The organism is Pseudomonas sp. SIMBA_041 (genome assembly GCF_046535095.1).
Taxonomy (GTDB): domain Bacteria; phylum Pseudomonadota; class Gammaproteobacteria; order Pseudomonadales; family Pseudomonadaceae; genus Aquipseudomonas; species Aquipseudomonas mucoides.
Genome location: NZ_JAWRXJ010000005.1, coordinates 529,366 through 548,550 on the forward strand (window position 1 = coordinate 529,366; position 19,185 = coordinate 548,550).

General features: G+C 59.9%; 17 protein-coding genes. 7 read left to right on the forward strand and 10 right to left on the reverse strand.

What is annotated here, in order from left to right; translation table 11 throughout:
- The first annotated feature begins 67 nt into the window (after positions 1-67).
- Entirely contained in the window at positions 68-934 is an 867-nt protein-coding gene (locus SB725_RS15180) for a LysR family transcriptional regulator (RefSeq protein WP_027923380.1), read from the forward strand.
- A gap of 162 nt (positions 935-1,096) precedes the next feature.
- On the opposite strand, the gene fabI is transcribed toward SB725_RS15180, so the two are convergent.
- From fabI to gloB, 8 genes are all read right to left on the reverse strand, one after another.
- On the reverse strand, positions 1,097-1,891 hold the full coding sequence (gene fabI / locus SB725_RS15185; protein ID WP_027923381.1) for an enoyl-ACP reductase FabI: 795 nt from the start codon (positions 1,889-1,891) through the stop codon (positions 1,097-1,099).
- 24 nt (positions 1,892-1,915) lie between these two features.
- The gene (locus tag SB725_RS15190; protein WP_194939571.1) at positions 1,916-3,523 is read right to left on the reverse strand and encodes an ABC transporter ATP-binding protein; all 1,608 of its coding nucleotides are present in this window, start codon (positions 3,521-3,523) and stop codon (positions 1,916-1,918) included.
- Position 3,524: 1 nt separating this feature from the next.
- Entirely contained in the window at positions 3,525-4,544 is a 1,020-nt protein-coding gene (locus tag SB725_RS15195) for an ABC transporter permease (protein ID WP_027923383.1), read from the reverse strand.
- A 1-nt stretch (position 4,545) separates the two neighbouring features.
- Complete coding sequence (locus SB725_RS15200) at positions 4,546-5,619, reverse strand: microcin C ABC transporter permease YejB (RefSeq protein ID WP_027923384.1); 1,074 nt, start codon at positions 5,617-5,619, stop codon at positions 4,546-4,548.
- A gap of 4 nt (positions 5,620-5,623) precedes the next feature.
- On the reverse strand, positions 5,624-7,465 hold the full coding sequence (locus tag SB725_RS15205; RefSeq protein ID WP_027923385.1) for an extracellular solute-binding protein: 1,842 nt from the start codon (positions 7,463-7,465) through the stop codon (positions 5,624-5,626).
- Positions 7,462-9,294: an extracellular solute-binding protein gene (locus tag SB725_RS15210; RefSeq protein ID WP_410922081.1), complete on the reverse strand. Its 1,833-nt coding sequence runs from the start codon at positions 9,292-9,294 to the stop codon at positions 7,462-7,464. Before SB725_RS15210 ends, SB725_RS15205 begins: the two co-directional genes overlap by 4 nt.
- A gap of 297 nt (positions 9,295-9,591) precedes the next feature.
- Positions 9,592-11,037 carry a transglycosylase SLT domain-containing protein gene (locus SB725_RS15215; protein ID WP_059180962.1) on the reverse strand — a complete coding sequence of 482 codons (1,446 nt, stop codon included), beginning with the start codon at positions 11,035-11,037 and terminating at the stop codon, positions 9,592-9,594.
- Between the two features lie 99 nt (positions 11,038-11,136).
- A complete protein-coding gene (gloB, locus tag SB725_RS15220) occupies positions 11,137-11,904 on the reverse strand; it encodes a hydroxyacylglutathione hydrolase (RefSeq protein WP_059180961.1) in 768 nt (255 codons plus the stop codon).
- A gap of 65 nt (positions 11,905-11,969) precedes the next feature.
- Here gloB and SB725_RS15225 point away from each other — a divergent pair, with 65 nt between their 5' ends.
- The 5 genes from SB725_RS15225 to SB725_RS15245 all read left to right on the forward strand — a co-directional run bounded on the left by SB725_RS15225 (position 11,970) and on the right by SB725_RS15245 (position 17,229).
- Complete coding sequence (locus tag SB725_RS15225; RefSeq protein ID WP_027923389.1) at positions 11,970-12,728, forward strand: methyltransferase domain-containing protein; 759 nt, start codon at positions 11,970-11,972, stop codon at positions 12,726-12,728.
- Positions 12,729-12,818: 90 nt separating this feature from the next.
- Complete coding sequence (rnhA, locus tag SB725_RS15230) at positions 12,819-13,271, forward strand: ribonuclease HI (RefSeq protein ID WP_008028618.1); 453 nt, start codon at positions 12,819-12,821, stop codon at positions 13,269-13,271.
- Positions 13,272-13,429: 158 nt separating this feature from the next.
- Positions 13,430-14,188 carry a DNA polymerase III subunit epsilon gene (gene dnaQ / locus SB725_RS15235; RefSeq protein ID WP_027923390.1) on the forward strand — a complete coding sequence of 253 codons (759 nt, stop codon included), beginning with the start codon at positions 13,430-13,432 and terminating at the stop codon, positions 14,186-14,188.
- Between the two features lie 156 nt (positions 14,189-14,344).
- The gene (locus SB725_RS15240) at positions 14,345-16,600 is read left to right on the forward strand and encodes an Orn/Lys/Arg decarboxylase N-terminal domain-containing protein (RefSeq protein ID WP_027923391.1); all 2,256 of its coding nucleotides are present in this window, start codon (positions 14,345-14,347) and stop codon (positions 16,598-16,600) included.
- Positions 16,601-16,614: 14 nt separating this feature from the next.
- Positions 16,615-17,229 (forward strand): GNAT family N-acetyltransferase, encoded by a 615-nt coding sequence (locus tag SB725_RS15245; protein WP_027923392.1) that lies wholly within the window; start codon positions 16,615-16,617, stop codon positions 17,227-17,229.
- Here SB725_RS15245 and SB725_RS15250 read toward each other — a convergent pair.
- The gene (locus SB725_RS15250) at positions 17,195-18,088 is read right to left on the reverse strand and encodes a LysR family transcriptional regulator (protein WP_410922084.1); all 894 of its coding nucleotides are present in this window, start codon (positions 18,086-18,088) and stop codon (positions 17,195-17,197) included. The genes SB725_RS15245 and SB725_RS15250 overlap by 35 nt on opposite strands.
- Positions 18,089-18,176: 88 nt before the next feature.
- Entirely contained in the window at positions 18,177-18,437 is a 261-nt protein-coding gene (locus tag SB725_RS15255; protein ID WP_027923394.1) for a hypothetical protein, read from the reverse strand.
- Positions 18,438-18,613: 176 nt separating this feature from the next.
- Between SB725_RS15255 and SB725_RS15260 the strand changes: the two genes are divergently transcribed.
- Positions 18,614-19,174, forward strand: a complete 561-nt coding sequence (locus SB725_RS15260) for an NADPH-dependent FMN reductase (RefSeq protein WP_027923395.1) — start codon at positions 18,614-18,616, stop codon at positions 19,172-19,174.
- The last annotated feature ends 11 nt before the right edge of the window (positions 19,175-19,185 follow it).

The window sequence follows — 19,185 nt, forward strand, 5'->3', positions numbered from 1 at the left end:
GCTTTTTGATTAAAAGACGATAGTTTTTGCGTCGAGCTCAAATTATTTCGATCAATCAGGGGCGATCATGCTGCGCGAACTCAAGACGTTCATTGCCGTGACGCGGTACGGCACCTTTGCGGCGGCCGGGATGCACATTGGCCTCACGCAGTCGGCGGTCAGCGCGCAAATGCGCAATCTGGAGCAGGCGCTGGGTATCCGGTTGTTCGACCGTACGGGGCGCCAGGCGATTCTTAATGCGGCGGGGCAACGGGCGTTGCCGATGGCCAGGGAGATGCTGGAAACGTTCAGCCGCATGGCAGTCAGTGATGACGTCAGCGAGTATCGCGGCGAGTTGAAGATTGGTGCTGTGGCCACGGCTCAGACCGGGTTGTTGCCCCAGGCGTTGTTGCGCTTGAGGCAGCAGGCACCGCTGCTGGAGCCGAAACTGGTGCCGGGCGTGTCGCTGAATCTGTTGAGTCAGGTGGACACCAGTGAGGTGGACCTGGCCATTTTGATCAAGCCGCCGTTTGAGCTGCCCAAGGAGTTGTCGGCGCAGGTGATTCGCCGGGAACCGTTCGTGCTGATCGTTCCGATGGACCTTGAGGGCGATGACCCATTACACATCCTCGCCAGTCATCCGCATGTGCGCTATGACCGCAACTCGTTCGGCGGACGTCTGGTGACACGGTTTCTGCGTGAACAGCAGATTGACGTGCACGTGGCGCTGGAGCTGGATGAACTGGAAGCCATTGTGAAAATGGTTGAGTGTGGGTTGGGCGTGTCGCTGCTGCCGGAAGCGGGATTGTGGCTGGAGTATGGGGCGAAGGTCAGGATCATTCCGTTGGGTGAGTTGACGTTTTATCGGGAGATCGTGCTGCTGCAGCGTTATAGCCAGCGTACGCAGCCGATCCAGCAACTGTTCGCCCAGTGCCTAAACACAAATCCCGTGTAGGAGTGAGCCTGCTCGCGATAGCGGCCTAACATTCAAAACAGATGTCGACTGATACACCGCTATCGCGATCAGGCTCACTCCTACAGTGGGATCGCATGGTTTCTGGAATCGCAGGCAAAAAAAACCCGCCAGATCGGCGGGTTTTTCACGACTAACCGAAGATCACTCTTCGATGTTGCCCATGGCGGTGGTGTTGAAGCCGCCGTCTACGTACATGATTTCGCCGCTGATGCCGGACGCCAGGTCCGAGCACAGGAAGGCGCCGGCATTGCCGACTTCGTCGATGGTGACGTTGCGACGCAGCGGGGTTTGCGCTTCGTTGGCAGCCAGCATCTTGCGGAAGTTCTTGATGCCGGAAGCGGCGAGGGTGCGGATCGGGCCAGCCGATACGCAGTTGACGCGGGTGCCGTCCGGGCCCAGGGAACCGGCCAGGTAACGTACGCCAGCTTCCAGCGAAGCCTTGGCCATGCCCATGACGTTGTAGTTCGGCATGGTGCGCTCGGCGCCCAGGTACGACAGGGTCAGCAGGCTGCCATTGCGGCCTTTCATCATTTCGCGGCCGGCTTTGGCCAAGGCCACAAAGCTGTAGGCGCTGATGTCGTGAGCGATGCGGAAACCTTCACGGGTGGTGGCTTCGGTGAAGTCGCCGTCCAGTTGGTCGCCCGGAGCGAAGCCGACGGAGTGCACGATGCAATCCAGGCCGTCCCACTTCTTGCCCAGTTCAACGAAGACCTTGGCGATTTCTTCATCGCTGGCCACGTCGCACGGGAAGCACAGGTCAGGGTTGGAACCCCAGCTCTGGGCGAACTCTTCGACACGACCCTTGAGTTTGTCGTTCTGATAAGTGAAGGCAAGCTCAGCGCCCTCGCGATGCATGGCGGCAGCGATGCCGGATGCGATGGACAGCTTGCTGGCGACACCGACGATCAGTACGCGCTTACCGGCGAGAAAACCCATGTGTTGCTCCTCTCTTTCAGGTTATTACGCAGTGGCTGGTGCCAGGAAAGCGGCTTCCAGCAACTGCTGTGTATACGGATGTTGGGGGGCGGCAAAGATACTTTGCGCGTCTCCCTGTTCGACCACTTGGCCATGCTTGACCACCATCAGCTGGTGGCTCAGCGCTTTGACGACAGCCAGGTCATGGCTGATAAACAAATACGTCAGGTTGTACTTGGTTTGCAGTGAACGCAGCAGCTCCACCACTTGGCGTTGGACGGTGCGGTCGAGGGCCGACGTCGGCTCGTCCAGCAAAATCAACGCCGGTTTTAGCACTAATGCCCGGGCAATGGCGATTCTCTGCCGTTGCCCGCCGGAAAATTCGTGGGGGTAGCGGTGCCGGGTTTCCGGATCCAGACCTACCTCCTTCAATGCCGCAATAATCGCCTGTTCCTGCTCCGCCTCGGTGCCCATCTTGTGGATCCGCAGGCCTTCGCCAACGATCTGGCTCACGCACATCCGCGGGCTCAGGCTGCCGAACGGGTCCTGAAACACCACCTGCATCTCGCGGCGCAACGGTCGAACTTCGTTCTGCGTCAGGCAGTCTAGCTGCTTGCCTTCAAAACGGATCGTGCCTTTGCTGCCGATCAACCGCAAAATCGCCAGGCCGAGCGTCGATTTGCCCGAACCGCTTTCACCCACGATCCCCAAGGTCTGCCCCTGAGGCAGGCTGAAATTGATCCCGTCCACCGCTTTGATGTGGTCAACGGTCTTTTTCAGCAGGCCTTTCTTGATCGGGAACCAGACTTTCAAGTCCTCGACTTGCAGCAATGGCGGCCCGATAACATTGGTCGCCGGCGTGCCGCTGGGCTCCGCTGCCAGCAGTAACCGAGTGTACGGATGCTGCGGCGCGCGGAACAACTCTTCGCACGATGCCTGTTCGACGATGCAACCGCGCTGCATGACACATACGCGATGTGCAATTCTTCGCACAAGGTTCAAATCGTGGCTGATCAGCAGCAGTGCCATGCCCAGACGGGCCTGTAATTCCTTGAGCAATTCGAGGATTTTCAGCTGAACGGTCACGTCCAGCGCGGTGGTCGGCTCGTCGGCGATCAGCAATTCCGGCTCATTGGCCAAGGCCATGGCGATCATTACCCGCTGGCGCTGGCCACCGGACAATTCGTGGGGCAGGGCTTTCAGGCGTTTTTCCGGCTCGGGAATCCCGACCATCTCCAGCAGTTCCAGGGTGCGCTTGGTCGCCACTTTGCCGATCAGGCCCTTGTGGATGCCCAGCACCTCGTTGATCTGCTTTTCGATGGAATGCAGCGGGTTGAGCGACGTCATCGGCTCCTGGAAGATCATCGCGATCCGGTTGCCGCGGATGTGGCGGATCGTCTTCTCTCCCATGTTCAGCAGGTTGTGCCCGGCGTACTCGATGGTGCCGGTCGGGTGCCGCGCGATCGGGTAGGGCAGCAGCCGCAGGATCGAGTGGGCCGTGACCGACTTGCCGGAACCGCTTTCACCGACCAGCGCCAGGGTTTCGCCGCGGCGGATGTCAAAGCTCACACCTTCGACCACGCGCTGAGCACGCTCGCCGATACCAAACTCGACGGACAGGTCGCGCACTTCGATCAGATTGTCCTGATTCATTTCACTTCCTCGGGTCGAAGGCATCGCGAGCGGACTCGCCGATAAACACCAGCAAACTCAACATCAATGCCAGCACCGCAAACGCGCTGATGCCGAGCCATGGGGCTTGCAGGTTGGATTTGCCTTGGGCCACCAGCTCGCCCAGCGACGGCGCGCCGGGCGGCAAGCCGAAGCCGAGGAAATCCAGCGCGGTCAGGGTGCCGATGGCGCCGGTCAGGATGAATGGCATGAAGGTCATGGTCGAGACCATGGCGTTGGGCAGGATGTGGCGGAACATGATCGCGCCGTTCTGCATCCCCAGCGCCCGCGCCGCGCGCACGTATTCGAGGTTGCGCCCGCGCAGGAACTCGGCGCGCACCACATCCACCAGGCTCATCCACGAAAACAGCAGCATGATCCCCAGCAACCACCAGAAGTTTGGCTGCACGAAACTGGCGAGGATGATCAGCAGATACAGCACCGGCAACCCGGACCAGATTTCCAGGAAGCGTTGCCCGGCGAGATCCACCCAGCCGCCATAAAAGCCCTGCAAGGCCCCGGCAATCACGCCGATGATCGAACTGAGAATGGTCAGGGTGAGGGCGAACAACACCGAAATGCGGAAACCGTAGATCACCCGCGCCAACACATCGCGCCCCTGATCGTCGGTGCCCAGCAGGTTATCCGTCGACGGCGGCGCCGGGGCCGGGACTTTCAGGTCGTAGTTGATGCTTTGATAGCTGAACGGAATCGGCGCCCACAGCACCCAGGCGTCCTTGGCCTTGAGCAGTTCGCGGATGTACGGGCTCTTGTAGTTGGCTTCCAGCGGGAATTCGCCGCCGAAGGCGGTTTCCGGGTAGCGCTTGAGCGCCGGGAAGTACCAGCCGTTGTCGTAATGCACCACCAGCGGTTTGTCGTTGGCGATCAGCTCGGCGCCGAGGCTCAGGCCGAACAGCAGCAGAAACAGCCACAGCGACCACCAGCCACGCTTGTTGGCCTTGAACAGTTCGAAGCGACGTCGATTGAGCGGGGACAGGTTCATCTCAATGCTCCCGGCTTTCGAAGTCGATGCGCGGATCGACAAAGGTGTAGGTGAGGTCGCCGATCAGTTTCACCACCAGGCCGAGCAAGGTGAAGATAAACAGCGTGCCGAACACCACCGGGTAATCGCGATTGATCGCCGCTTCAAAACTCATCAGCCCGAGGCCGTCGAGGGAGAAAATCACTTCCACCAGCAACGAGCCGGTAAAGAAAATCCCGATGAATGCCGACGGGAATCCGGCGATCACCAGCAACATGGCGTTGCGGAATACATGGCCGTACAGCACGCGATGGCGGGTCAGACCCTTGGCCTTGGCGGTGACCACGTACTGCTTGTTGATCTCGTCGAGGAAGCTGTTTTTGGTCAGCAGGGTCATGGTCGCGAAGTTGCCGATCACCAGCGCCGTCACGGGCAAGGCCAGGTGCCAGAAGTAGTCGAGGATCTTGCCGCCCATGCTCAGTTCGGCAAAATTATTCGAGGTCAGCCCACGCAACGGGAACCAGTCGAAATAGCTGCCGCCGGCGAACACCACGATCAGCAGGATCGCAAACAGGAACGCCGGAATCGCATAGCCGACGATGATCGCCGAACTGGTCCAGACATCGAAGTGGCTGCCGTGCCGCGTCGCCTTGGCGATCCCCAGCGGGATCGACACCAGGTACATGATCAGCGTGCTCCACAACCCGAGGGAGATCGATACCGGCATCTTTTCCTTGATCAGGTCGATCACCTTGGCATCGCGAAAGAAGCTGTCGCCGAAGTCCAGCGACGCATAGTTCTTCACCATGATCCACAAGCGTTCCGGCGCCGATTTGTCGAAGCCGTACATGTGCTCGATTTCTTTCACCAAGGCGGGGTCCAGGCCCTGCGCGCCGCGATAGGCGGAACCGGCCACCGACACTTCGGCACCGCCACCGGCAATGCGGCTGGTGGCGCCTTCAAAGCCTTCGAGCTTGGCGATCATCTGCTCCACCGGCCCGCCGGGCGCAGCCTGGATGATCACGAAGTTGATCAGCAAGATGCCGAACAAGGTCGGAATGATCAGCAGCAGTCGCCGAAAAATATACGCCAGCATCTGATTACTCCGTGCCCGCAGGGTCGGCTTGCAGTTTGGTTTCGACTTCTATCGCCGGTGTCGCGTCTGGCTTGACCCACCAGGTGTTGATGCCGATATCGTACTTGGGGGAGATTTTCGGATGACCGATGTGGTTCCAGTACGCCACGCGCCACGTCTTGATGTGCCAGTTGGGGATGACGTAATAACCCCATTGCAGCACGCGGTCCAGTGCGCGGGCATGGGCCACCAGACTTTTGCGTGAATCGGCGTTGATCAGTTGCTCGACCAATTGGTCCACCACCGGGTCCTTGAGGCCCATGGAGTTGCGGCTGCCGGGTTTGTCAGCGGCGGCCGACATCCAGAATTCACGCTGTTCGTTGCCGGGTGAACTGGACTGCGGGAAGCTGCCGACGATCATGTCGAAGTCCCGTGAGCGCACGCGGTTGATGTACTGCGAGACGTCGACGCGGCGGATCACCAGGTCGATCCCGAGGTCGCTGAGGTTGCGCTTGAACGGCAGCAGCACGCGCTCGAATTCGGTCTGGGCCAGCAGGAACTCGATGGTCACCGGTTTGCCGGTGGCGTCGACCATTTTGTCGTCGACGATCCGCCAGCCGGCCTCTTGCAGCAGGTGATAGGCCTGGCGCTGGTGGTCGCGAATCATGCCGCTGCCGTCAGTCGTCGGGTTCTCGAAGGCTTCGCTGAACACTTGCTCGGGGATCTTGCCGCGAAACGGATCGAGGATCGCCAGTTGATCGGCATCCGGCAGGCCGGTGGCGGCCATTTCCGAGTTTTCGAAATAGCTGCGGGTGCGCGCGTAGGCGCTGTTGAACAACTGTTTGTTGGTCCATTCAAAGTCCAGCAACAAGGTCAGGGCCTGGCGCACGCGCACGTCCTGGAACACCGGGCGACGCAGGTTGAACACGAAACCCTGCATGCCGGTGGGGTTGCCGTTGGGGATCTGTTCCTTGATCAGCCGGCCTTCGGTAACGGCCGGAACGTTGTAGGCGTTGGCCCAGTTCTTCGCAGTCATCTCCAGCCAGTAATCGAACTGCCCGGCCTTGAGTGCTTCGAGCGCCACGGTGTTGTCGCGGTAGTAATCGGTGGTCATCACATCGAAGTTGTAGAACCCGCGATTGACCGGCAAGTCCTTGCCCCAGTAATCCTTGACCCGCTCATAGCGAATCGAGCGTCCAGCCTTCACTTCGCTGACTTTGTACGGGCCGCTGCCCAACGGCATTTCCAGGTTGCCCTTGTTGAAATCGCGGTTGGCCCACCAGTGTTTGGGCAATACCGGCAACTGGCCGAGGATCAGCGGCAGCTCTCGGTTGTTGGAGTGCTTGAACTTGAACAGCACGGTGAGCGGGTCTTCGGCGACCGCTTCCTCGACGTCGTTGTAGTAACCGCGATACAGCGGGGCGCCGTCCTTGGTCAGCATCTGGAAGCTGAACACCACGTCTTCGGCGCGAATCGGATGGCCGTCGTGGAAGCGCGCTTCAGGGCGCAGGTAGAAACGCACCCAACTGTTGTCCGGGGCTTTCTCGATCTTGCCGGCCACCAGGCCATATTCGGTGAACGGTTCGTCCAAACCTTGCCGGGCGAGGGTGTCGTAGATCATGCCGATATCGTCGGCCGGCACGCCCTTGCTGATAAACGGGTTGAGGCTGTCGAAGCCCCCGAAACCGGCCTGGCGAAAGATCCCGCCCTTGGGTGCATCCGGGTTCACGTAGTCGAAATGCTTGAAGTCGGCCGGGTACTTCGGCGGCTCGTTGTAGAGGGTCACCGCGTGTTGCGGGGCGGCGCAGGCCAGCCCGGCGAACAGCAGTCCGCTGGCCTGCAACAGCAGGGTGCGTACGGGTTTCATTGATCTTTCTCCGAAGACTTCAGCCACCACGCGCTCAGGCCCAGGGTGTAGGGCGGCGTGGTCACAAAGGCGAACCGGTTGCGGTAGGCCAGGCGATGATAATTGAGGTACCAGTTGGGAATGATGTAGTGCTGCCACAGCAGCACGCGGTCAAGGGCTTTGCCGGCGGCGACTTGTTCGTCGCGGCTCTGGGCGGCGAGCAGTTGTTCGAGCAAGTGATCGACCACCGGGTTGGCGATGCCGGCGTAGTTTTTACTGCCCTTGACGCCAATCTGGCTGGAATGGAAATACTGCCATTGCTCCAGACCCGGACTGAGGGTCTGGTTGAGGGTCATCAAGATCATGTCGAAGTCGAACTGATCGAGGCGCTGTTTGTACTGGGCGCGGTCAACGGTGCGCAGTCGTGCGTCGATGCCAATGCTCGCGAGGTTTTCGACGTAGGGCTGGAGGATGCGCTCCAGGTTCGGGTTGACCAGCAGGATCTCGAATCGCAGGGGTTGCCCGACGGCATTCTGCAATCGCTGGCCATTGAGCTTCCAGCCGGCCTCAGCGAGCAGCCCAAGGGCTTTGCGCAGGGTTTCCCGGGGGATGCCGCGACCGTCAGTGTGCGGCAGGCTGAACGGCTCGGTGAAGAGCTTGGCGGGTAACTGCTCGCGATAGGGCTTGAGCATCAGCCATTCGTGCCCGACCGGGAGCCCGGTGGCTTCGAATTCACTGTTGGGGTAGTAACTCATCGCGCGCTTGTAGGCGCCGCTGAACAGCGTGCGGTTGGTCCACTCGAAATCGAACATCAACCCCAGGGCTTCGCGGACTTTGGTCTCGGTGAAAGTCGGGCGTCGGGTGTTCATGAACAGGCCCTGACTCTGGGTCGGGATCTGATGCGGGATCTGCGCCTTGATCACGTCGCCGCGGCGTACGGCCGGGAAGTTGTAGCCGTTGTCCCAGTTCTTCGCCTGATGCTCGATGTAAACGTCGAACTCGCCGGCCTTGAACGCTTCGAAGGCGACGTCGCTGTCGCGGTAGAACTCGACTTCCATGCGATCGAAGTTGTACTTGCCGCGATTGACCGCCAGGTCCTTGCCCCAGTAATCCTTGACCCGTTCGAAAACGATCTGCCGTCCGGGCGTTACTGATGTGATGCGATACGGCCCGCTGCCCAGAGGCGGCTCGAAGGTGGTGGCCTTGAAGTCGCGACCTTTCCAGTAATGTTGCGACAGGACCGGTAATTCGCCGAGGCGCAGGATCTGCAATGGGTTGCCGGCGCGCTTGAACACAAAACGAATGCGTTGCGGGTTAAGGATGTCGACCCGCGCGACTTCCTGAAGGCTGGTGCGGTACTGCGGATGCCCCTCCTTGAGCAACAAGCGGTAGGAGAACGCGACGTCGTAAGCGGTGATCGGCGAACCATCGTGGAACCGCGCTTCGGGCCGCAGGTTGAACACCACCCAACTGCGGTCCTCGCTGTATTCCACCGATTGCGCGATCAGGCCATAACTGGAGGTCGGTTCGTCGCCGGACGGTGCGTACTGGCCGGTGCCGACCATCAGTGGCTCATTGAGCTCGTTGATGCCGTACTGCAGGAAGTTGGGGGTGGAAACCGGGCTTGAGCCCTTGAAGGTATAAGGATTGAGCGTATCGAAGGTGCCAAACGCCATCACCCGCAACGTACCGCCCTTGGGCGCTTGCGGGTTGACCCAGTCGAAGTGGGTAAATCGGGCCGGGTACTTGAGCGTGCCGAACTGCGCATAACCGTGGCTTTCGCTGATCGTCGCGCTTGCGGGGGAGCTGAAGGCCAGGCTGATCAGGAGCAGGAGGAGGGGACGCTTCAAGTCAGAGATCCGATCCAGGCGGCTTGGGCATTGTGGCCCGTACAGTAACAGCTTGTATCGACAGGAAAAAGACAGGGGGTTAATGCAGGGTTAATTGAACTTGCGGGCCCATGTGGCAGCTGGCGAAGCCTGCGTCCGACTGCGCAGCAGTCGTAAACTGGTGACCACTATTTTCCTGAATCACCGCGCCGCCTGAATTGACGACTGCTGCGCAGTCGGACCCAGGCTTCGCCAGCGGCTACAGGGCATAGTGAAAACCTTCAGGCGAAAAAGAGCCCCTGAATTCAGGGGCTCTTTTTAGCGTGGCGAAGACACCACCAGCATCTGCCCAGGCTTCAACGCCTGGCCAACGCGCGGGTTCCAGCGCTTGAGGTGCTGCATCTCGACGTTGAAGCGCTTGGCGACGATGTACAGCGAATCGCCTTGCTGGACCTTGTACTGGGTCTGCGGCTTCTTTTTGTCGGCTTTGCTGTTGGCGGCGACGACCGTGTTGACGCGACCGTTGCTGCGCTTGGTCGTGTCCTGCATCACCAGGGTCTGCCCCGTCTTGAGGTGCTTGCCCGTCAACTTGTTCCAGCGTTGCAAGTCTTCGACGTCGACTTTATTGGCCTTGGCGATCGTGCCGAGGTTGTCGCCGCGTTTGACCCGGTAAGTGGTGCGCTTGACGCTGGCGAGTTGAACATCGTCTGCGCCTTCAAAGACCGGTTTGCGAGGCTTCTTGCTGATCAATTCTTCCGGACGCATGGTCGACAGACTGGTGGTCAGCAACTGCGCCTTGGACGTTGGCACCAGCAAGTGCTGGGGGCCATCGAGCGTGGTGCGCTGTTTGAACGCCGGATTGAGCTGGAACAGTTCGTCTTCGTCGATGTTGGCAACCTCGGCAACCTTGGACAGGTCCATGCGCTGGTTGATTTCGACGACCTGGAAGTACGGTTCGTTGGCGATCGGACTGAGGTTCACACCATAGGCTTCGGGCGACAGGACCACTTGCGACAAGGCCAGCAGCTTCGGCACGTAAGCCTGGGTTTCCGCTGGCAGCGGCAGGTTCCAGTAATCGGTCGGCAGGCCGAGCCTTTCGTTGCGCTCGATGGCCCGGCTGACGGTGCCTTCACCGGCGTTATAGGCGGCGAGGGCGAGCAGCCAGTCACCGTTGAACATGTCGTGCAGGCGGGTCAGGTAATCCATGGCCGCGGTGGTCGAGGCGGTAATGTCGCGTCGGCCATCATAGGCACGGGTCTGGCGCAGGTTGTAGTAACGCCCGGTGGAAGGGATGAATTGCCAAAGACCCACCGCGTCGGCCCGGGAATAGGCCATCGGGTTGTAGGCGCTTTCAATCACTGGCAGCAGCGCCAGTTCCAGCGGCATGTTGCGTTCTTCAAGGCGTTCGATGATGTAGTGAATGTAGAGGCTGCCGCGCTCGCCGGCGTTTTCAAGGAACGACGGGTTACTGGCGAACCACAGTCGCTGTTGCTCGATACGCGGGTTGACGCCCAGGCCGTCCTGCAACTGGAAGCCCTGGCGCATGCGCTCCCAGACGTCCTGCGGTACTTGCGGCGAGGGTTTTTCGCTGAGCCAGATCGGTTTCTGTTTGGCGCGAGCGGCGATATTCGGGGTATGTGCCGCGTCGGTCTGCGGCACATGGCTGGAACAGCCCGCCAGAGTGGCGGACACAGCCACCGCGATGGCTTGAGCCAAGCGGGTCAATGCGTCTGAATTGATGGCTTTACGAATAGATGACGACATTGGCTGGAAGTAAGTTCCGGGCAAAAATGTCGGCCGATTCTAGAAAGGGTACCCCCTGCGGTCAACCATTCAGAATTTTCATTGCAATAGCATGACGGCCTAGAACGTATCTTTCCAAGCCCGCAACGCAGCAAAAACCGCACTCGGAGCCCGGTTATCGGGACCATTCCGTTCGTCCACTTTTTCTTTAACAGATGTTTCATCAACCCTTAAAAACGGGTTGGTGAGCTTTTCCAGGGCCAGGGTCGACGGCAGGGTCATGATTCCGGCTGCGCGTTGTTGGGTCACTTTGGCGAGGCGCTCGGCGGTGTCGAGGTTTTCTGGCTCGACCGCTGCGGCAAACTTGAGGTTGCTCAGGGTGTATTCGTGGGTGCAATACACCAGCGTATCTTCGGGCAACGCCGCCAGGCGTGCCAGAGAGGTGTGCATCTGTTCCGGCGTGCCTTCGAACAAACGGCCACAACCGGCGGCAAACAGGGTGTCACCGCAGAACAGCAAGCCATGGTGGTAGTAGGCAATGTGCCCCAGGGTATGGCCGGGGACGGCGTACACGTCGAAGTCCCAGCCGAGCACGCTGACCCGGTCGTTGTCCTTGAGCGCGACGTCCCGCGCCGGGATGGATTCGCTGGCGGGGCCGTAGACGGTCGCGTCTGTCGCTTTTTTCAGCTGCTCGACGCCACCGACGTGGTCATGGTGGTGATGAGTGATCAGAATATCGCTCAATACCCAACCCGGATGCGCCGCAAGCCAGGCCTGCACGGGCGCGGCATCGCCCGGATCGACCACGGCGCAGCGCTGGGTGCGGTGGTCTTGTAACAACCAGATGTAGTTGTCGGTGAAGGCGGGCAGGGCACTGATCTGTATCATCGTCGGATTCGCCAAGCGGAAAACAATGGCGCATCTTAGAACTTCCTGGCGCGTTGGAGAATGCAATGACCGATAAAGCGTTCGCTCAGGCTGATCCCGAGTGGCTGACATTGATCAGCGCGGCCCGTGAATGGCTGTCCGGCCCTATCGGGCAATTTTTGCTGGACGAAGAACGACGCATGCTCGAAGACGAGTTGGGGCGTTTCTTCGGCGGTTACCTGGTGCATTACGGTCCGTCGGCCCAGACGCCACCGTCTGCTCCGCAAGTACAGCGCAATGTGCGCCTCGGTGCGCCATTGCCCGGTGTCGAGATCGTGTGTGAAGAGCAAGCCTGGCCGTTGAGCGAGCACGCCGCTGACGTCGTGGTGTTGCAGCATGGGCTGGATTTCTGCCTGTCGCCCCACGGTTTGCTGCGCGAAGCGGCGAGCAGCGTGCGGCCCGGCGGGCATTTGCTGATCATTGGCATCAACCCCTGGAGCAGTTGGGGCCTGCGCCATGTGTTCGCCCATGACGCCCTGCGCAAGGCGCGCTGTATCTCGCCGTCACGCGTCGCCGACTGGTTGAACCTGCTGGGTTTCGCGCTGGAGAAACGCCGCTTCGGGTGCTATCGTCCGCCGCTTGCGTCACCCGCCTGGCAAGCTCGTCTGGCCGGTTGGGAGCGCAAGGCCGGTGACTGGCAACTGTCGGGCGGCGGCTTCTATTTGTTGGTGGCGCGCAAGATTGTCGTGGGTTTGCGTCCGCTGCGTCAGGAACGACGCGAACCGATGGGCAAGCTGATTCCCTTGCCGATGGCCAAGGTCAATCGCCGTCGCATCGACCCGTAATACCTTTTATTTTCCCGGCCGGGTCAGTCCCGGCCTCGGGCATCGTCGATCACGAATCGGCGAGCCACCGCATTTTCTGGATAGATTGGCATGAGCGATAGCGTAGAACTCTTCACCGACGGCGCCTGCAAAGGCAACCCGGGCCCTGGCGGCTGGGGCGCACTGCTGGTGTGCAAAGGCGTTGAAAAGGAACTGTGGGGCGGCGAAGCCAATACCACCAACAACCGCATGGAACTGATGGGTGCGATTCGTGGCCTCGAAGAGCTCAAGCGCTCCTGCGACGTGCTGCTGGTGACCGACTCACAGTACGTGATGAAAGGCATCAACGAATGGATGGACAACTGGAAGAAGCGCGGCTGGAAAACAGCGGCGAAAGAGCCGGTTAAAAATGCTGATTTGTGGAAGCTGCTGGATGAGCAGGTCAATCGCCACAACGTCACCTGGAAATGGGTGCGTGGGCACATCGGTCACCACGGTAACGAGCGGGCTGACCAGTTGGCCAACCGGGGCGTGGATGAAGTGCGCGGCTACAAACAGGCATAAATCTACCCTGATCGTTCCCTTGTTCCGCGTGGGAACGATCAATCCCTGCAGGAGCGAGCTTGCTCGCGATAGGCAAAACGCGGTGTCTCTGAAAGACCTGGGCGAGCGTGTTAACATCGCCGCTTTTGCACGATTGACCCGTTGAGAGCTGAGCACTGATGGCCACCAGATCCGTTGTACTCGATACCGAAACCACCGGCATGCCGGTGACAGACGGCCACCGGATTATCGAAATCGGTTGTGTCGAGTTGATCGGTCGGCGCCTGACCGGTCGGCATTTTCACGTTTACCTGCAGCCGGATCGCGAGAGTGACGAAGGCGCCATTGGCGTCCACGGCATCACCAACGAATTCCTGGTGGGCAAACCGCGTTTCACCGAAGTGGCCGATGAGTTTTTCGAGTTCATCAAAGGCGCGCAGCTGATCATCCATAACGCGGCGTTCGACGTTGGTTTCATCAACAACGAATTCGCCCTGATGGGCCAGCACGAGCGTGCGGACATCACACAACACTGCTCGATCCTCGATACCCTGATGATGGCCAGGGAACGTCACCCTGGGCAGCGCAACAGCCTCGACGCCTTGTGCAAACGGTATGGCGTCGACAACTCGGGCCGTGAACTGCACGGCGCTTTGCTCGACTCCGAGATCCTTGCCGACGTTTACCTGACCATGACCGGTGGCCAGACCAGCCTGTCGCTGGCCGGTAATGCGTCAGACGGTAATGGCTCCGGCGAAGGCGCGGACAACTCCGCCACCGAAATCCGCCGCTTGCCAGCCGACCGCCCACGCGCCCGAATCATCCGCGCCAGCGAAGATGACCTGGCCCAGCATGTCGCACGTCTTGAAGCCATCGCGAAAGCCGCCGGTGCCCCGTCACTGTGGCAGCAACTGGCGGACGCCAAGGCCCAGGCCTGATTTGTAGCAGCCTCGCGGTGCTCGTCAGCTGCTACGGGGCGTGTTTGGGCTGCCGGTGACCCAGTTTGGGGCATCGCCACTCGCCACATTCGCCTCAACCCTCTACCCTGAGGGTATTGGCAGGCCACGGTCTGCCGCCTCAGGACACTGAGCCCCATGTATAAAGATTTGAAATTCCCGGTCCTGATTGTCCACCGCGACATCAAGGCCGACACCGTCGCCGGTGATCGCGTGCGGGGCATCGCCCGGGAGCTGGAACAGGAAGGCTTCAGCATCGTTTCGGCGGTGGATTACGCCGAAGGGCGGCTAGTCGCGTCGACCCATCACGGCCTCTCCTGCATGTTGATTGCCGCCGAAGACCCCAGCACCCACTCGCATTTGCTGCAGAACATGGCCGAACTGATTGGCCTGGCGCGAGTGCGGGCGCCGGACCTGCCGATTTTTGCCCTCGGCGAACAAGTGACGCTGGAAAACGCGCCAGCCGATGCCATGGCCGAGCTCAATCAACTGCGCGGGATTCTTTACCTGTTCGAAGACACCGTGCCGTTCCTGGCCCGGCAAGTGGCCCGGGCTGCGCGCAAGTACCTGGACGGTTTGTTGCCACCGTTTTTCAAGGCACTGGTGCAACACACCGCCGACTCCAATTATTCCTGGCACACCCCGGGCCACGGCGGTGGCGTGGCGTATCACAAGAGCCCGGTAGGGCAAGCGTTTCACCAGTTTTTCGGGGAGAACACCCTGCGTTCGGATTTGTCGGTGTCGGTGCCCGAACTGGGCTCTCTACTCGATCACACCGGTCCGCTGGCCGAGGCGGAAGCTCGCGCTGCGCGCAATTTTGGCGCCGATCACACCTTTTTCGTGATCAATGGCACCTCGACCGCCAATAAAATCGTCTGGCATTCCATGGTTGCGCGCGATGACCTGGTGCTGGTGGATCGCAACTGCCACAAGTCGGTGTTGCATTCGATCATCATGACCGGCGCGATCCCGTTGTACCTGTGCCCGGAACGCAATGAACTGGGGATCATCGGCCCGATTCCATTGAGCGAATTCAGCCGCGAATCAATCCAGGCCAAAATCGATGCCAGCCCGCTGACCAAGGGCCGAGCGCCCAAGGTCAAACTGGCGGTGATCACCAACTCGACCTACGACGGCCTCTGCTATAACGCCGAGTTGATCAAGCAGAACCTCGGCAACAGTGTCGAGGTGTTGCATTTCGACGAGGCCTGGTACGCCTACGCGGCATTTCACGAGTTCTTCGCCGGACGCTACGGCATGGGCACCTCGCGCAGCGAAGATAGCCCGCTGGTGTTCACCACGCATTCCACGCACAAGTTGCTGGCCGCATTCAGCCAGGCCTCGATGATTCATGTTCAGGACGGTGGGGCGCGGCAACTGGACCGCGACCGTTTCAATGAAGCGTTCATGATGCACATCTCCACCTCGCCGCAGTACAGCATCATTGCCTCGCTGGACGTGGCCTCGGCGATGATGGAAGGCCCGGCCGGGCGTTCGCTGTTGCAGGAAATGTTCGACGAGGCCCTGAGCTTTCGTCGCGCCCTGGCTAACCTGCGGCAACACATCGCGGCGGATGACTGGTGGTTTTCCATCTGGCAGCCGCCGTCGGTGGAAGGCATCGACCGCGTGGTCACCGAAGACTGGCTCTTGCAGCCCGATGCCGACTGGCACGGCTTTGGCGGTGTCACCGACGATTACGTGTTGCTCGATCCGATCAAAGTCACCTTGGTCATGCCCGGGCTAACCGCGGGCGGTGCGCTCAGCGAGCGCGGGATTCCGGCGGCAGTGGTCAGCAAATTTCTCTGGGAGCGCGGGCTGGTGGTCGAGAAGACCGGGCTGTATTCGTTCCTGGTGTTGTTTTCCATGGGCATCACCAAAGGCAAATGGAGCACGCTGTTGACCGAGCTGCTGGAGTTCAAGCGCAGCTACGACGCTAACGTCAGCCTGGCCAATTGCCTGCCCTGTGTGGCGCAACAGAGTGTCGGGCGCTATCAAGGCATGGGCCTGCGCGATTTGTGCGATCAACTGCACGCCTGTTATCGCAGCAATGCCACGGCCAAACACCTCAAGCGCATGTACACCGTGCTGCCGGAAATCGTCATGAAGCCCGCTGACGCCTATGATCATCTGGTACGGGGCGAGGTAGAGGCGGTGTCGATCGATGCCCTGGACGGGCGGATCGCTGCGGTGATGCTGGTTCCGTATCCGCCAGGCATTCCGCTGATCATGCCGGGTGAGCGGTTCACCGAGTCGACCCGGTCAATCATCGACTATCTTTCATTTGCAAGGACGTTTGATAGCAGTTTCCCAGGATTCGTCGTCGATGTGCATGGATTGCAACACGAAGACGAGGGCAATGGACGGCACTACACCGTCGATTGCATCAAGGAATGAGGACCTTTCCCAGTATGCAACCTGTCATTAATCCCAAGTACCCCGGCCTGTCGGTGCGTGTCGCCGATGACGGCTTTGCGGCCTATATCTGGGGCAGTGATTTCAGTTTTGAAGTTGCCGCCTATGGTGCTGCCGAAATCGGCAAACCAGTCGAACAGTGGTTGATTACGCCGATCACCCCTTATCGAAAGTGCTACGGCATCGACCCGGAAGAATTCAGCAGCTTTCGCGATGCCGCCGACAGTGCGATTTTCATGGCGTACCTCGACGATGAGCCGGTCGGTCATCTGGTGGTCAGCACCAATTGGAATGGCTTTGCCCATATCGACGAGCTGGCGGTGCATGCCCCGGCGCGGCACCACGGGGTGGCCAAAGCCTTGCTGGACGTGGCTCAGTTCTGGAGTCGCAAGAAAAAACTGCCGGGCATCATGCTCGAAACCCAAAACAACAACCTCGGCGCCTGCCGGCTCTATGAGCGTTGTGGTTACGTGATTGGCGGGATGGATCATCTGCGCTATCGCGGAATCGATCCGAACACTGCCGAAGTGGCGCTGTTCTGGTATCGCTTGTTCGATAATGCGCTGGAACACCCGATCAGTTCGCCAGCATCGCCGCGGCTTGTTCCGTGACAATGTCCAGCAGGGTCTGAATGGCGGCGGCTGGCTCGCCGTTTTTCAGGGACAGGGCGTAGAGGCTGACTGGCACCGCCGGGGCCAGCGGACACACATCCAGTCCACTGGTTTTGGCGCCCAGGGCGGTAAACGGGTCGACAATCGCCAGGCCTTCACCGGCCTCGACCATGCTGCGCATCATCTGATGCGTCTGCACTCGAATATGCACAACCGGGGCTGGACGCAACGCCTGCAATTTGTTCTCCAGGGCACGGCTCAGCGGATCGTGGCCTTCGAGGCCGACCATCGACTGGCCCGCCAGATCCTGCAATGAAATGTATTTCTGCTTGGGTTGCAGCCAGCCATGGGGCGCCAACAGCTGGAGCTTGCCTTGGGCAATCACCTGGCAATGGATGTCGGCGTGATCGGGATCGTGCAGGCTCAACCCCAAATCGCTTTCGCGCAACAACAGGGATTTTATGATTTCGCGGGTTGGTTGGCTCAGCAGGCTGCAAGGCGCATCGGGCAGGCGACGGCGCAGCGTGGCGATGCTCTGGGGCAACAAGTGTTGGGCGAGCGGCGGAGTGCAGATGATGCGCAGGGGCGGTGCCTGATACTGCTTGAGGCTGGCGGCCAAGCGTTGAACAGGCTCCAGCGCTTCATAGATGTGGGCGATTTGTGCCTCTAGCTCCCGCGCTTCGCGGGTCGCCTGCAAGCGCCCACGCACGCTGGAGAACAGCATGAAACCCAACTGACCCTCGGCCTCGCGCAAAATGCCTTCAACCTCGGTCACCGGCAACTGCAGCCATTCGGCGGCGGTGCCCAGGTGACCGGTCTGCACAAGCGCGTGGATCACTTCGATATGGCGTAAACGCATGCGTGAAGTCCATGTTCAGCAGGTGAGGGAATCAGTGACTGAATCCTAACTCAAGTGCGCGCATATGACTTCTGCTCATAACGCGGGGTTATGAAGCGACGTTGGCGTCCGGCACGCTACCGACGAATTTGTTGGGTTCACGCACGATGGTCACGTCCGATTGAACCAGCACAAACTGGTTGTCATCGAGTTTCCTGACGCGATCGCCAATGGCCAGTTTGTAGGTGGTGACAGGCTCCGAGCCGCCGAGGCCGTCCGCCGACGGGGTGGATTCCTCGAACTCATGCACGGAATAAACGCGGCCTTCCGCATCTCTTGCATGGAACTGACTGACAAGTACTGCTGCCATCTGTTTAGAACCTCTGGAGATAATTCACTCAATTTTCGGTTCTGTAGACCGTGGTTGGGCGAAGTAAGTTTTCCTACAAGAAAAAAATAGTCAGGGGCGGTGAAATTCAGAGCCCGCTGGGTGATTCGTCATCTATACCTACAAGTTCTCTCCATCGGACAGTCGAGACATCTTCCATGAGTAACGTCTATACGATCGCCGTCGTGGTCGGCAGCTTGAGAAAGGCATCGATCAATCGCAAGGTAGCATTGGCCCTGGCTGACCTCGCACCGGCCAATCTCAAGCTACAAATCGTCGAAATCGGCGACTTGCCGCTCTACAACGAAGACATTGATGGTGCTTCACCGCCGGCAGCCTACAGCACTTTCCGGCAACAAGTACGTTCATCCGACGCAGTGCTGTTCGTCACCCCGGAATACAACCGCTCGGTACCCGCGCCGTTGAAGAATGCCATCGACGTGGGATCGCGGCCCTATGGCCAGAGCGCCTGGAGCGGAAAACCGGGTGGGGTGATCAGTGTTTCACCCGGCGCAGTCGGTGGATTTGGTGCCAACCACCACTTGCGCCAGTCCATGGTGTTTCTGGATGTGCCGTGTATGCAGCAGCCGGAAGCCTATCTGGGCGGGGCGGGTTCGGCGTTTGACGAGGCGGGTAAATTGTCCGAGTCGGTGAAGCCGTTCCTGCAGAGCTTCATCAATGCCTATGGCAAATGGGTCGAACAACACAAAAAAGTCTGAAAACACCGTTC

Coding starts and splice junctions, on each gene's coding strand:
- fabI (WP_027923381.1), bottom strand. CDS start 1,891: ATGGGTTTTCTCGCCGGTAAGCGCGTACTGATCGTCGGTGTCGCCAGC.
- SB725_RS15180 (WP_027923380.1), top strand. CDS start 68: ATGCTGCGCGAACTCAAGACGTTCATTGCCGTGACGCGGTACGGCACC.
- SB725_RS15240 (WP_027923391.1), top strand. CDS start 14,345: ATGTATAAAGATTTGAAATTCCCGGTCCTGATTGTCCACCGCGACATC.
- SB725_RS15260 (WP_027923395.1), top strand. CDS start 18,614: ATGAGTAACGTCTATACGATCGCCGTCGTGGTCGGCAGCTTGAGAAAG.
- SB725_RS15200 (WP_027923384.1), bottom strand. CDS start 5,619: ATGCTGGCGTATATTTTTCGGCGACTGCTGCTGATCATTCCGACCTTG.
- SB725_RS15190 (WP_194939571.1), bottom strand. CDS start 3,523: ATGAATCAGGACAATCTGATCGAAGTGCGCGACCTGTCCGTCGAGTTT.
- rnhA (WP_008028618.1), top strand. CDS start 12,819: ATGAGCGATAGCGTAGAACTCTTCACCGACGGCGCCTGCAAAGGCAAC.
- dnaQ (WP_027923390.1), top strand. CDS start 13,430: ATGGCCACCAGATCCGTTGTACTCGATACCGAAACCACCGGCATGCCG.
- SB725_RS15245 (WP_027923392.1), top strand. CDS start 16,615: ATGCAACCTGTCATTAATCCCAAGTACCCCGGCCTGTCGGTGCGTGTC.
- SB725_RS15225 (WP_027923389.1), top strand. CDS start 11,970: ATGACCGATAAAGCGTTCGCTCAGGCTGATCCCGAGTGGCTGACATTG.
- SB725_RS15250 (WP_410922084.1), bottom strand. CDS start 18,088: ATGCGTTTACGCCATATCGAAGTGATCCACGCGCTTGTGCAGACCGGT.
- SB725_RS15215 (WP_059180962.1), bottom strand. CDS start 11,037: ATGTCGTCATCTATTCGTAAAGCCATCAATTCAGACGCATTGACCCGC.
- SB725_RS15205 (WP_027923385.1), bottom strand. CDS start 7,465: ATGAAACCCGTACGCACCCTGCTGTTGCAGGCCAGCGGACTGCTGTTC.
- SB725_RS15255 (WP_027923394.1), bottom strand. CDS start 18,437: ATGGCAGCAGTACTTGTCAGTCAGTTCCATGCAAGAGATGCGGAAGGC.
- SB725_RS15195 (WP_027923383.1), bottom strand. CDS start 4,544: ATGAACCTGTCCCCGCTCAATCGACGTCGCTTCGAACTGTTCAAGGCC.
- gloB (WP_059180961.1), bottom strand. CDS start 11,904: ATGATACAGATCAGTGCCCTGCCCGCCTTCACCGACAACTACATCTGG.